A 14598-nucleotide genomic window follows, 5' to 3' on the forward strand; every position below is an offset into this window, starting at 1 on the left:
CGGGTACCTATCCGGGATACGCTTCCGCGACACTCGGCATCGGTACGCCGGTGTTCTATCACCAAGCGCAAGTCGAAGTCGGCGGCGCGACGCCCGATCGTAACTTCAGCTGGTACGCCGGCTTTAGCGGTTACAATCAGGCCTACCGCTTCCTGACCCAAGACAACGGCGCTCCGTTCGAAACTCCCAACAACATCTTCTCGGGCGGCGGCAGCGGCGGCGGCTTGTCTTACGCCGGCTGTTCGACGTTCACGTGTCAAGGCGTCAAGACGAGCTGTCCGGCGAACGCGCCGGCCTTCAACGCCACGACGCCGCCGCAAGGCTGCTGGGGGTTCTACAGCGGCAACGGCGCCAGCACGTCGATGGTCACCGACCGCGAGGACGTCATCAACCTGCACTTCGGCATTCCAAAGAAGAACGGTATGCGCGACGACATTCAGGTCTTATGGAGCGCATCAGCCCTGGGTAACGACTCCGATAGCTCGTTGGCAAATCTCGGCGGAACGGTCAACCAGTTCTTCTACACCTATGCCGGCGCAAAGTACGCGCCACCCACCTGTGGCCAGACCGTAACGGTTGCCGGATGGGCGGGACTCACCAGCCCCGGGTGCGTGCCGTCAGTACGCCCGGCGCTCGGAGCGTATTTGCCGTACGCAGACCAAGTGGTCTACAACCTGCCGTTCGGTACGCCGATCGCGAGCAGCGCATCGAACTTCATCACGCCGTCGATCTACAAAGCGCCGAGTACTCCGGCGCACGCGTTCGGCGGACCGATCGATCCGTACGACAACTCGCTGCAGACGTACGAAAACGACACCGGTATCGCAAAACTGCAATACACCTACGCGCTGAGCAACTCGGCATTTCTGCGCGCCTACGGGTACACGTTCTACTCGGATTGGCTCCAGAACGGTCCGATCTTCGGCGCAACCGGTGAATTGACGGCGTCGCTGCCGTCAGCTCAGTACGACCTCATGACCCACAGCGTCGGCGGGGCGCTCGACTTCAACGATCAGATCAACGACCAAAACCTACTCACGGCCGACTACAACTACACCCAAGCCGGCGTGATCCGCTTCAACAACTCGTCGGCGATCGCCGGCGCAGGCACGACGCCGATCGGCTACATGGCCGGCGGCAAGTGCTACGACGCGCATAGCGGTAAAGCACAGCCGTGCTTGAGCAGCACGTACTACGACGTCGCGCTTGGAGCCTCGGTCCATCCGACGCGCGTCTTCACGCCGGGTCAGACCGGCGTCGGGGGGAACGGGTCGACGTGCGACAATCCCGCCGGCGGATTCCCCGAACCCTGCGGCTGGGTAAGCAATGCCATCGCCGGTCCGACGGGCTTTGCGAACGGCAACGCAACGTGGGACACGCTATGGAATAGCGACGTCACCGGTTCGCTCAATACCGTCAAGCCGCAGTTCTCAAACGCGTCGCTCAGCGACCAGTTCCGTCCGAACGACAAGATCATGATCAACGCGTCGCTGCGGTACGACAACTTCACCTACGGGCTTCCCAATCCCACGGGTGGAGCGGACGCGTTCTACGCCAATATGACCGCGAACTACACGTGCGTGCAGGCTGCGAACAACGCAGTCTTCACGACACCGTTGCAAGCCGGTCAACCGGTGCCGGCCCCCGCGGAGTATATTCTCGGGGACTGCAACCAGGGCGTTAGCAAACTGACCGGTCTGCCTGCTAAAGGTTGGGTCCATCCCAACGGTGTGACGCAGGACGGCGTATCCGCGCCGAACTTCACGGCGTCGTCGCCCGGGTCGTACTCACTCGACTACTGGCAACCGCGCGTTTCCGCAACCTTCACCGAATCCCCGGACACCGTGTGGCGCTTCTCGGCCGGCCGTTACGCCGCGCCGCCGATCTCCGCATCGGTGCAGTATCTGAGCGCCTCCGGTGACGACCGCTCGGTGTGGAACAACACGATGAACCTGGGCTTCTACTCGCCGTTCCATCCGATCCCGGGTATCACGTCGGCGCAGTACGACTTGTCGTACGAACGCCACATCACCGGCACCGACATGAGCTTGAAGCTCACGCCCTACTACACGTGGGTGAACGACTGGCAGCAGACGTCGTTCATCGGGGCGAATTTCGCGAGTCAGGTTCCGGTCGGCGCGAACCGCGACTACGGTGTCGAGTTCCAGTTCACCAAGGGTGATTTCAACCGTCCGGGCCTTTCGGGCTTGTTCAGCTTCACGTATACGAACTCGAAGGTTATGTTCCAAAACGTGGGTCTGAGCACCGGCGGTACCATTCCGAACCAAACGATCCAGCTCAACGAGGCGATTGCGCAGTACAACGCACTCACGAAGGCCGGCGGCGGCGCCCCCTGTTATAAGGGAGGCGTTGGGGTGGCTTGCACCGCGCATCCAAATCACACGTTCAGCGTGATCAGCAACCCGTACTATAACCAGCCCGAACAAGGTCTGCTCGACCCCAACGGCTGGTATAACCCCTACGTAACGGCGATTGCCCCGAATCTCAACGGTGCCGTGAACAGCTACATCTCGCCGGCAACGGCTACGCTGCTGCTCAACTACCGTCACAGCAAATGGGCGATCACTCCGAGCGTGCAGTTCCAGGCCGGTGCTTGGTACGGCAGCCCGTTGGACATCAACGGCTACGACCCGCGTGCTTGCGAGTTCAGTTCGCTTCACGACGGGATCGCAACCGCCAATCCGCATCAATGCGATGTGCTCTCCCTGACCGCGGGGAGTCTCGGACCGCTCGGATACCTCTACATCCCCAACCCGCAGACCGGGCACTTCTCGGCCATCGGCTCGTATGAAGCACCGGCGATTCTCACCGGAAACCTTCAACTGACCTACGACGTGAGTCCGAAGATCAAGCTGACGGCGACCGGAACGAATCTGTTCCGTTCGTGCTTCGGTGGAACGCCGGAGCCGTGGACGGCGGCTTATCAGCCCTCGCCGTGGACGTGCGGTTACACGCCGGCCGGCGGTCTCCTCAATACCACCACCTATCCGGCCAACTTCTACAACGGTAAGGGCATCACGGATGCCAAAGCCAACGGCGGAGTCGTTACTCCCTGGACGCAAAGCTACACGCCGAGCACAGGGAACAACGGCGCCATCGGCGGCCTCGTCACCCCGTGGAACGTCTACGTAAACGCGCAGATCAAGATCTAGCATCTCGATCGTCGCGTTGAGTAGAAAAGGCCCCCGCGGTTGCGGGGGCCTTTCCTTTCCCTTATTCGTTAGGGGTTCAGGTCGAGATTAGATCTTGACCGTCGCCGTCACGAAGAAGTTGAACGGGCTCGACGTCGAGTTGCCCGTCGTCCCGTTACCGTTTTGGTTGTACGAACTGAAGATCGGTCCGTACGGGTACTTCACGAACTGCTGAATCTGCGAGCGACCGAAGTGACTCGGGTTGTACACGTTCCCAACAGGGAGAATCTCGCCGGCGAAGCCACCGAGGTTGTACGAGCAGATTGAACCGTTGTTGTAAGTCCAGGGCTCGACCGATCCGCCCCAGCAGGTGTTAACGATGTTGGCCAGCACACCGGTTAGATTGATGCGCGGGCTAACGTCATAGCTCAGCTGGAGGTTCAGGGCGATGTTGTTGGGTTGAATGAACGATCCCAACGCGTCGAACTGATTCGTGTACGTGTCGGGAATCGCGCCCAACTGGCCGCATCCGGCTGCGTCGTAACGACCGCCTCCGTTTGCACCGCTGACACCCGCAAGGGTGTGCCAGCAGCCGGCCGGGTCGATACCCGGGTTGACCAGCGGAGCACCATACCGCATTCCGCCTTCAAACTGCAAGGACGGAGTAACGGCGAACTTGTCGTGCTTATAGTTCAGCAGCATCGTCGCTACGTATGGAGCGCCAAAGGCCGCGTTCGCGGACTGCATTGCGCCTGGGAAGAGGCTGTAGGTCGGATAGTTGGCATCCAACGACCACAGCGTCTGCGGATTGGTCCAGTACGGGTTTCCAACGTCACCGGGGGTACATTTGTACACCGCGGCGCCGCCGGTTCCGGTTGCCCGGTTGAACGGCGTGTAGCACGGAGCCGCAGCGGCACCCGAGCTCGTCACACCGCAGAACGGGACGTGGTTGGGACCCAGCTTGCCGACGAACTTCCCGCCAGGCGCGCACGCCGCCGTATAGGCGTTGTACGACGAGATGGCTTGGTTGATCGTCGTCAACACGCTCGTACCGTACAAGCCGGACGCAAGCGTACCGTACTTGATGTACGAGTTGGTGTAGGCGAAGGAGAGCTGTCCCGAAAGGCCGTTACGCGAGAAATCGCCCTTCGAAATTTGGAACTCCACGCCTTGGCTGCGCTGGCCGCCGACGTCGAGACCGGAAACGAACCCGGTCTTCTGATCCAGGAAGAACTCCTGGTTCTGATCCTGCGTTTGACGCAAGAACGGCGTCAGCTTGAACGACCAGTCCGTGCCCTTGAGGTGGCTCTCCCACGAGAAGTCGTAGTTGAGCGAGTTCGCGGGCAGAATCGAACCGATCGGTGCGAAGCGACCGAACTTACAGAACGTGTTGCAGTCGTAGGACGCAACGTTGTCCTGCGCGCGGTTGTACTGTTGGAACGCCGTCACGGGACCTTGCGTGTACCGCCCCATCGAGAAGCGCAGAACGTTGTCCGGATTGATGGTGTAGGTGCCGCTCACGCGCGGCTGCCAGATCGGAAACGTGAACGCGCCCTGCGAGTTGGAGAAGTACGACGGAATGCCCGGGTTCGTCGTATTGGGTTGGTCTCCGCACGGTGCGCCCGGAGTGGTTCGTTGATACGGTGTGCCGGTGACCGTGTTGAAGCAGGTGTTCAGGTTGTAGGAGTTCACCCAGAACTGACGAGCATTCGGGCCTTCGCCGGCGTACAAGCCGGTATCGGTGTTCTGGCCGATGTAGGTGAAGTCGTCGAGACGAAGCCCGAGGTTGAGCAACCAACGGTCGCTCGGACGGAATTCGTCGGTCAACGACGACGAGAAGAACCGCGGCGTCACTGCGTTGTACGTGCGGCTCAGACCGTTTTCGGCCATGAGGTACGTACACTTCGTCGACGCCACATTCGGATCGACGCAACTGCCCGGGAGTGCCGGAGCTGCGCCGCTCTGAATGGTGCCGAACGAGACCGTGTTCTGGTAGTTCCCGTTCGGACCGGTGCAGGCCACCGGCTTTTGCTTGCCGGTGGAACCCGGCGTGAAGCAGTAGCCGTCGAGCGGATCTGCCGCATTGACGACCACGGCCGCGCCGCTGCCGACGCCGTAGAACGCGTTGTTGTCACGAACCGTACTCGACGTCGTGAACGATGCCTCGAAGCCAAGCAAGTTCTGTGTGTTGAACTGGTTCTGGTACTGCAAGCTGATGCCGCGCGTGTGTGAGGTCAGCTGGTAGTTCGGCGAACAGCAGGCGACGAAGTCGGCATACGTCGACTGCGGAGCGTTTTGGAGCCAGTCGCTGTAGTACGTGTAGCCGTACAGCCGCAGAAACGACGTCGAACCGATGTTCTTCGTGTACTGCAGCTTGACGATCTCTTGATCGTTCCAGATCGAGTCGCTTGCCGTATCCGGGATCGGTTGACCCGGCGCGGTGCGATTCGTGCTGCTCGGGAAGTAGTAGGTCTTGACGTCCCCAGCAAGCGAGTTGAGACCGGATGCACTGAACGTCGAGCCGATGTTCGACGCCGGGCCCGTGTAGTGCAGGGCATCGGTGTATAGCGGCGGGGTAGCTTGGCCTTCGATTTGGATTTGCTCGGCGCAAGCCGCGCCGCCAACCGGACACGCTCCCGAAACGATGTCGTTGGTCGTGCTGTAGAACAAGTTGTGAATCGTTTCACTGTCCCACAGAAGTTGGACGTCGTCGCGACCCGCATCGTTGTGATGCGGGATCCCGATGTGCACGTTTGCGACCGTATCGCGAACCTGTAAGTTCGACAAATCGGCGTAGTTGAACGCTCCCAACGGGTAGTAAGCGCCACCGGCATAGCCAGGGTTCCCAATGACCGACATTGGCTCGCCGGCAAAGTTGTCGACGCTCTGGTTGTTGTCTTGGGTCACGTAGTTGAAGTCTTGGTTGTAACCGGCAACGCCGACGTACCAAGACAGATTACGGTCGGGGGTCGCTCCACCAGTCTCGATTTGAGCCTTGTGGTAGAACGTGGGCGTGCCGACACCGAGCTCACCGTCGGCATAGCCCGGATACGTTCCGGACTTGATGACCTGGTTGATGTAGCCGGCGAGACCTTGGCTCTCGGCGTTGGCCGATGCGGAGCCGGTGTAGACCTGAACCTCGGCGTTACCGAGAGACGAGGCCGAGCTCGACGGATAGTTGTCGAACGAGCGGTTGATGGGAACGCCGTCAAACTCGTAGCCAACCTGGTCGTAGTCACCACCGCGAATCACGACGGTCTGGTAGTATCCCATTTGGTTCGACGGTACGTACGCACCGGGAACCGACGCGATCGCCGAGTACGCCGAGTTGAGGCTTCCACCGCCGCCCAGCCCTTGCGAAGCGTTAATAGCTGCGGAGTTAACCGAGTATACGTCGTTCGTAGTACCGGATTTGACGAGCGCGCCTGCGCCCGTCGAGGTCACGTGAGCGATGGTCTTGAGCGTTTTTGCCAGGCGCACCGTAACCGTCTGCACCGTGTCGGCGAAAACGATTTGGCCTGGAGCGCTGACGGTTGCGTAACCGCCTTTGGAAACGGTCACCGTATACGTATCCGGCGATAACGTCAGAAACGAGAAGTGGCCGGAGGCATCCGACGTTACAGTTGCGCTTTGGGACGGCGAGTTCGCCGTCACCGTCGCGCCTGCAACGGGTGCCGAATTGTCGGCATCGACTGCCACACCAGTGAGACCACCCGTCACGCCTGCCAGTGCCCATGTTCCCTGGCTAAGCATTGCGACGAGAAGCACCACTGCGGTGACGCCGTGCCTGAAGGATCTTCGGATCATTCATTACCTCCTGAGGTAGTGATTGCTGAAGGCACAGCTGCGAACGATACACCGTTCGCAACGGCAAGTCGTTAAACGAGCGCTCGTGCCGAACCCTGCAATAAATAAACGTTAAATAGCACGTACGAATACGTGTATTTATGAATCGTTTATCTTTGTATTGTTGGCTAGATGCGGAAGAGTTCGACGAACCGATCGAGGTGCGCGCGGTTGCCGCGAATCCTCACGAAGCCTTTCCTCACAGCTTCGTGGGGCAAGAGCTCTCCGGCCAACAAGTCGCGCAGCGCCGGTCCAATCTCCATCGTCAGATCCGCATCGGCGAGCGTTCCGGGTTCTACGACCAGCCGGCCGCGCACGATACGTGCGTGCAAGACGGCCTCGCCGACGCGCAATTCGTAGGCGACGGTTATCCCTTTTGCGGCCTTTGCTTGAAACGTCGATCGAAGCGCAATGACGAGAGCATCGACCGTGATGATCTCGCCGCTTTTTGGGTGCCCGAGGAGCTTAGCTCCCCAACGGCCTAGCTCCACGACGGCAGGTTCTAGTGCGGCGCCCGTTTTCGTCAACTCATACACGACGCCGGTGGGCCGCACAAGAGCGCGCCGTTGCACGATCCCCTCGGCCTCTAGCTCCTTCAATCGTTTCGTGAGGATGTTTGAGGGAATCCCCGGCAGCCCGCGCTGAAGGTCGCTAAAGCGCTTCGGCGAGACGAACAGGTCGCGCAGCACCATAAGCGTCCACCGCTCGCCTACCAGCTCGACCGCACGCGCGAAACCGCAATACTGGCCGTATACTCGGCTTCCCAATTCGCCCCTTATTCGATATCCGTCAAAAGGGACTTGTAGAGATCGGATTGCCGTATCTTCGCGAGCCAAGGAGAGAATCGAAGAAGGGGCAAGGACGGTTCGCGCCGCTTTAATGCCTTCTCGAAGTGCTCGAGAGCCTGGCCGCGTTGGTCGATGGCGAGCGCGACCGGGACCAGATTGCCGGAGGAAACGTAGTCGGTTTTCTTCATGGAAACTAAGACGCCGTAGATTTCTTGCGCTTTTTCTACGTCGCCGTTCTTGGCGTGAGCGACGGCTAACAACGGCAGTCGAAACGCAAGGTCCTCGGCTCTGTCGTCCGGGAGAAGCGACAGGTCGAGAATGGCGTCGGTCGGCCGGCCAAGCAGAAGCAGCGCTTCTGCACGGTAACGCCGCGCCATCGATGCGTGATCGGGGTGCGTTTCGATCAGATCGGAGAGATGGTCGATCGCACCCTGGTAGTCCTCGCCGTCGATCAGCGTCTTGCCGAGCAGCAACTGGAGCCGCGGCGACAACGGTTCGACCATCACGGCTCGTTCGATCTCAGCCTGCGCTCGCCGGTGCTGACCGATCCACGCAAAGAGCCACACGGCACTGGACCGCACCATTGCGTGCTTCGGGTCGAGCTGCACCGCGATGTCGAGCTCGCGTTTTGCGTCTCGCCAGTTCCAGTCGCAAAACAGGATGATGTTCGAAAGGACGGCATGCGCGGCGGCGCATCTTGGATCGAGCTGGAGGGCTTTAACGATGGCATCCTTTGCCTTCGGAAACTCGTTTTGTCCGGCTGAGTAGCCATACTGAGCAAGTAGTAAGTGGGCTTGAGCCAAGCCTACGAAACTAAGAACGTGGTTGGGGTCCCTTCGTACCGCCGATTCAAAATACTGGGTCGCCACGCTTAGATGGCTCGCCGTGGCGTATTCCAGCGAACGAACGGCGCGGCTGTAATCGTGGATTACGGATAAGCTGGGAGTGACTGCATCTTCGGGCGGCTCGTTTCGTTCGGAAACCGCACCCGCGGTCTGCACCGCATCTTCGATGCGGACAGGCGCTACGAATCGAAAACCGCGGTCGTGGACCGTCGCGATATAGAGACGATCGCTGGCCCGCTCACACAGCGCCCGGCGAAGCAGATAGATGTGCTGCGAAAGGTTACTATCTGCGACGCCGCCTTCGGGCCAAATGAGAGCATAGAGCGCCTCACGCGATACGATACATCCATTTGCCCGAACGAGCGCGAGCAGCAGCTCGAACAGACGCGACGGCAGCGGTACGACCTCGGTCCCATATGCGAGGATGCCGCGCGACGGATCGAGTCTAAACGGCCCGAACGCATAGACCCAAGCCGGTTGAACCGTTGCCGCAGTCACAGGTATGGTACCCCGAGCGCTAGGTCCTCGAAATGCTGGAACTTCAATGGACACCCTCCAATCGACGCGTTTGAACTTATTTTACGAACGCAAGGTGACATTCGGAAAGAACCAGTTATGGATGAATATTGTGACGTTCACTTCATAAAAACAAGCAGAATTTAAAAGCTTATAAAAACTTGAATGGTTAAAAGCTACAGAGGCATCGTTCTGGATCTCAAGTCCGAGACTCCACTGCATCGACAGCTGACGTCGGCCTTTCGCGATGCCATTCTCTCTGGAAAACTCCAGCCGGGCGAACGCATCTCTTCTAGTCGCGAGCTTCAGGCGTGCTACGGCATTTCGCGCAACACGGCTTTGAATGCTTTGAGTCAACTGCAAGCCGAAGGGCACGTCGTAACCGTGCGCGGTTCCGGAACGTTCGTCGCCGGCGAGCCCGACGCGGTTCCGGAGAGCGGCGCCGTTCCATTCCGCCCAGGCATTCCCGACCTCGATCTCTTTCCGGTTGACCTGGTCAGGCGTAGCCTCAGTACGCTCGAGTGGTCTGAGGATCTACGCGACGATCCACGTACCTGGGCCAACGATGGATTGAGGACCGCCATCGTGCAGCGCCTGCGGCAAACGCGTGGAATCGACTGTTCGCCCGATCAGGTGCTGATCGTTCCGAGCACTGAATATGCGATTTCACTCATCGGACGCGCGCTGTTGCAGCCACATGACAGCGTCGTAATCGAGGATCCAGGACATCCGAAACTTCGCTGCGCGCTCCTGGGCGCCGGCGCGCAAATCGTGCCCGCGCTCGTCGACGAGGAGGGCATCGACGTCGCATCTTTTGCGCGGCGGCGGGCGGCCCTGGCCTACGTAACGCCGTCGCATCAGTATCCAACCGGTGCCGCATTATCGCTGGAGCGACGATTTGCGTTGCTCGACTGGGCCGCAGAGTTTGGCGCGTGGATCGTCGAAGACGATTACGACAACGAATTTGACTACCGATGCCGGCCGCAGCCCACGCTTCAAAGCCTCGATGAAGGTCGCCGCGTGCTGTATGTAGGGACGTTCAGCAACGTGCTTTCACCATCGATTCGCATCGCCTACCTCATCGCTCCCCGTCGTCTGTGCGCGACTCTCGAGGCTGCGCATCAAGCTAGGGCGGGATACGTAAGCCCTTTTTTGCAGGCCGCTCTTGCGGCTTTCATGGAACGCGGTCATTTCGCTCGCCACGTCGCGAGAATGCGAAAGATTTATGACGAGCGCCGGCGCTTTCTCAGCTTCGCCTTAGGGAGCACGGGGTTACGGGTACACGACTGCGGAGCGGGCCTGCACTTCATCGCCGACGTTCCGGAGCATCTGTCTGACCGCGACGTATCGGCCCGAGCGCTGGAGCGGGGAGTCGTCGTACCACCGCTATCGAGTTATTCGCACGGCCTTTCGGCGTTCAACGGACTCATGTTTGGATTTGCTGCGACTTCCATGCCGGTCGCAAGAACCGCAGTCAAAGCGCTGTTGAAGGCGCTGTAGGGCGTGAATCACACTACATCCCGGACGACCGCTTGGAGGTACCGCATGAGCTGCAAACCCCGTTTTTATGCCTGCTTGTTCACGCTGCTGGCGGCACTGCTGGTGCCGATTGTCGCGAGTCCCGCAGCCGCTCCTTACCCGGCAATGGCGCCGCTCGCGCGGTACATGATGGATAGGAACGCGGAGATCCGTTTGGCGCGCAGTGCGGCTCCGCCCTCGATCGCGCGCGACGCGAGCGTCGTGGTGCTCACCGCGCGCGGATACGAGATGGCGGTTAAAGGGAGCAATGGATTCACGTGCATCGTGGAGCGTGGGTGGACGCCGCCGTTCGATCAGAAGGATTTCTGGAATCCGCGGCTCCGCGCGCCGATCTGCTATAACGCGGCGGCGTCGCGGACGGTCCTTCAGTACACGTTCATTAAGACAAAGCTGGCATTGGGGGGCCTAAGCCGCGCCCAGATGCTCGCTCGAGTTAAGGCGATGACGCTGCCCACCCCTGAGCCCGGATCGATGTCGTACATGCTTTCAAAACAGCAATATCTCGGCGACGGCGTCGGTTCGTGGTATCCGCACATTATGTTCCACGTACCTAAGGCCGACAGTGCCGACGATGGCGCTAGTTGGGGAGCGGATCTTCCAGGATCACCCGTCGTGTTTGACTCGGGACATCACCTCGTGCCCGAACCGCAGACGATTTTCATGATACAGGTGGGGAGTTGGTCGGATGGATCGCCCGGACCAACCGTGCGGTACTGACGAACGTTTTCACGGTGACAGCGTGACGTCGTCGACGTATTGGCCGACGTGGCGGCCGCGAGCGTCCGCTCTTTCTTCGATGCCGAAGGCGAGATAGTATCGGCCGTTGGCGAAGGCGGCGAGATCGAAGTTGCGCTCGTGCCACTGCTGCTCGTCGTCGTCGGCTCGGAACAGCGTCTTTACGACCGTGTCAGAAGCGTTATACAGCCGCACGAACTGGAAGACGCCGTTGCGATGGTCGTCGGTGACGCCGCGCATCCAAACCGTCAAGTGGGCGGCGGCCGGGATCGTGACGAGCTGGCAAATCGCGGTCATGCCGTCGGGTTCCGAGCGATCGGGAACCGTGCCGGCATACGCGTCGTAACTTCCGCTGTGCGGACGCTGGGTCGTTACCGCCGCGTCAGGCATCCGTGCGTTCGAGCGGCACGTGCGCCACGGCCGCAGCCGGCCGCTGTCGAAGTTCGCGTTGCGCAAAACATTCGAGCGAAGCGGTGTCGGGCTGGCACTGGGACTGGGACTAACGACCGGCGTCGCCGATGCGACCGGCGTCGGCGATGCCACCGGTGTCGGTGAGACGGCGGGCGAGGGCGACGGCGCAGCGTAGCTCTGCACGCAACTCGACGACGCGTTGCTCCAAAGCGGCTGCGTCGGATACGAGCGGCTTTTGGCAAAGCGCGTATTCTGCAAATCCGTCCACTGGCATTTATCGGCGATTTCATTACCGTTCTCGTCGAGCCACCCGGTGCCGACGACCGGATCGGTTTGGGTTTCCGCCACTTCGTGGCCGCCGACGATCGTTACGCCGTCGAGCGTTCCAGGGACGTCGACCGAACCTTCCCCGCAGCTATATTGCGCATCCGGCATGTACGGCAGCACGGTATACGATAGCGGCCCGCTGTCGGTAGTCACCGAGCTATGATATCCGCAGAAGTTCGTACCGAAGCCGTCAATCGTGTACGTATGCGGCGTAACCACGATGTAGTTCGCGTTGGCATTATAGCCGACGCTCTGCGCAATCTTGACCGCTTCTTGCGCCGCTTGCGCGTCGGTAAAGGTTTTAGCTGCGGGCGGAACGGGATCGTACGTGGCGCCCCCAAAGAGCGAAGTGCCGTTTGGAATGTAGACGTTCGCGCCGGCGGCGGTTTGGTAATACTGCGTGACGGTTTCGAGCCAACTGCTGGCGGGGATCGACTGCACGTAGCCGGTGAGATACGATGCTAGACCGTACGGGTCGTGTGTCGTGTCGGTCGCGCCGTCAAACCCCCAAAAAATGAGATATGCAACCGGCGCCGTCTGCACCGCGCCGCCGTTGTAGAATAGTGGGCTTTGGGAAGTCGGGGCGCCATGCAGCGATCGGTGCTTGCGACCGATTCGCGGACGAAACACATGACGTCGTCCGATTGCCGACACGTGTAAACGCCGCTGCGGTCCAAGGACGCCGTTGGGCGCGGGAACGCTCGGCGGTATCGCGTTCAACGACGACTGCGTTGCGCCGGCGCAGGCCGCTAACAGCGCAAGCGCGAGGATACACGACCAACGCACGGTTTTCCGGGTGCCTACCACGCGTCGTTAGTTTCACGTCGCCGGAGTACGCTCCGGCCGCAAGAGGGACGGGCTACTCGCTTACGGCGATTCGACGAGAATTAGGGAGCGAGCGTTACGTCGTCGACGAAGAGACCGATAACGCGGCCGTGCGCGTTCTTCTTTCCTTGGATGCCGAACGCTAGGTAATATTGACGGCCCGCATAAGCAGAGAGATCGACTGTTTGCTCGAACCACGTCTTATTGTTCGCATTGAACGTAAAGAGCGTCTTAGCGAGGCCTCCGGACGAAGTGTACAAGCGAACGAACTGAAAGACGCCGTTGCGCTTGTCATCGGAAATGCCGCGCAACCATACGGTGAGCCGACCGCCGGCCGGTATCGTTACCCGCTGGCAAACGGCCGTTAAACCCGCAGGTTCCTTTTGATTAGCGACCGTGCCCGCGTACGCATCGTAGCTGCCGGTATGCGGCTTTTGGGTGGTCGTGAATGCGAGCGGCATTTTCCCCGCCGAGCGGCAAGTGCTCCACGGCTTGAGGTGACTCGTTTCGAAGCCGGGATTGGCGATAGCGTTCGTCGAGGGCGGCGGACTAGGCGTCGGGGTCGGCGACGAACCGCCGTAGCTCTGGACGCACCCTGACGCAGACGCGGCGGCATTGCTCCATAGCGGCTGCGTCGGGAACATGCTCGTGCCGAGCGTCGTTCCACCAAAGCTCGTGTTCTGTAGATGGTACCACGCGCACTTGTCCCCGATCTCTTGACCGTTGGAATCGAGCCAGCCGGTCGCTGCGTCGGGATCGGTGATCGTTTCGGCTTCTTCGTGGCCACCGACGATGCTGACACCGTCGAGGATACCGGCGTTGCTGGAATGCGAGTTTACCGAACCTGCCCCACAGTAATAGCCGGCGTCGGGAATGTACGGAAAAACGGTAAACGACAACTGGCCATGCGTCGTGCTCACCGCGCTGTGGTACGCGCAGAAGCCGCTGGAACTATTGAACCCGCTGATCGAGTGACCGTGGGGCGTGACGACGATGTAGTTGACGTTAGCGTTATAGCCGACCGTGCCGGCGAACTTTATCGCTTCGTTATATACGTCGGCCTCGGTGTACGTGCTTGGCACGGTGCTGGGATCGTAGGTCGCACCGGCGTACTGTCCAGCCGGGTTGGTAATGTATTCGAGCGAGCCTAAATCCTGGGAGTACTGGGTGGTCGTAGCGAGCCAGCTGCTTGCTGGAATCGCTTTGAAAAAGCTGACCATGTACGGCGCCAGATAGTCGGGATCGGCGGTCGCGTCGGTCGAGCCGCTCCAGCCCCAAAAGATGAGGTACGACTCGGGAACGGTTTGCACGGCACCGCCGCCGTAGAGCAGCGGACCGGCGTAGGGTGCGGAATCTGGATGCGCGCGGTTAATCGCCGCAAACAGCGAGCGGTTGTAAAAGTAGTGCGGCCGGCCGCGATGGGTGACGCTTAACTTGAGACGCGGCCCGAGCGCGCCCATCGGTGCGCCGGCTACCGGAGCGTTGGGAAGTGCAGAATGCAAGCCGCTCGAACACGCCGCCAGCAAGGCGAGCGGCAAAAGGAAAAACCAGCGCCTCATAGCCGGCCTATTTCGCCGCCGATCCGAGCTTATCTTCGGTGGGCCCCATAGACCC

Annotated in this window: 8 protein-coding genes; 3 read left to right on the top strand and 5 right to left on the bottom strand. The window is 60.4% G+C overall.

Going from position 1 to position 14598, the window contains the following annotated elements:
• Positions 1-3173 (top strand): TonB-dependent receptor (locus VGG89_12045; protein HEY1977275.1); only part of this gene is annotated, 3173 nt, incomplete at its 5' end.
• Positions 3174-3260: 87 nt separating this feature from the next.
• Here the strand turns inward: VGG89_12045 and VGG89_12050 are convergent.
• The 3 genes from VGG89_12050 to VGG89_12060 all read right to left on the bottom strand — a co-directional run bounded on the left by VGG89_12050 (position 3261) and on the right by VGG89_12060 (position 9129).
• Positions 3261-6959 carry a carboxypeptidase regulatory-like domain-containing protein gene (locus VGG89_12050; GenBank protein ID HEY1977276.1) on the bottom strand — a complete coding sequence of 1233 codons (3699 nt, stop codon included), beginning with the start codon at positions 6957-6959 and terminating at the stop codon, positions 3261-3263.
• A gap of 167 nt (positions 6960-7126) precedes the next feature.
• Positions 7127-7765 (bottom strand): helix-turn-helix domain-containing protein, encoded by a 639-nt coding sequence (locus VGG89_12055; protein HEY1977277.1) that lies wholly within the window; start codon positions 7763-7765, stop codon positions 7127-7129.
• Positions 7766-7773: 8 nt separating this feature from the next.
• Positions 7774-9129, bottom strand: a complete 1356-nt coding sequence (locus tag VGG89_12060) for a winged helix-turn-helix domain-containing protein (GenBank protein HEY1977278.1) — start codon at positions 9127-9129, stop codon at positions 7774-7776.
• A 183-nt stretch (positions 9130-9312) separates the two neighbouring features.
• Here VGG89_12060 and VGG89_12065 point away from each other — a divergent pair, with 183 nt between their 5' ends.
• Both VGG89_12065 and VGG89_12070 read left to right on the top strand, forming a co-directional pair.
• Complete coding sequence (locus VGG89_12065) at positions 9313-10647, top strand: PLP-dependent aminotransferase family protein (protein ID HEY1977279.1); 1335 nt, start codon at positions 9313-9315, stop codon at positions 10645-10647.
• A gap of 45 nt (positions 10648-10692) precedes the next feature.
• On the top strand, positions 10693-11403 hold the full coding sequence (locus VGG89_12070; protein ID HEY1977280.1) for a hypothetical protein: 711 nt from the start codon (positions 10693-10695) through the stop codon (positions 11401-11403).
• Between the two features lie 9 nt (positions 11404-11412).
• Here the strand turns inward: VGG89_12070 and VGG89_12075 are convergent, their stop codons facing one another.
• Both VGG89_12075 and VGG89_12080 read right to left on the bottom strand, forming a co-directional pair.
• Entirely contained in the window at positions 11413-12966 is a 1554-nt protein-coding gene (locus tag VGG89_12075) for a hypothetical protein (GenBank protein HEY1977281.1), read from the bottom strand.
• An 80-nt stretch (positions 12967-13046) separates the two neighbouring features.
• Positions 13047-14543, bottom strand: a complete 1497-nt coding sequence (locus VGG89_12080) for a hypothetical protein (GenBank protein ID HEY1977282.1) — start codon at positions 14541-14543, stop codon at positions 13047-13049.
• Between the last annotated feature and the right edge of the window lie 55 nt (positions 14544-14598).

Source organism: Candidatus Baltobacteraceae bacterium (assembly GCA_036488875.1).
Lineage (GTDB): Bacteria > Vulcanimicrobiota > Vulcanimicrobiia > Vulcanimicrobiales > Vulcanimicrobiaceae > JAFAHZ01.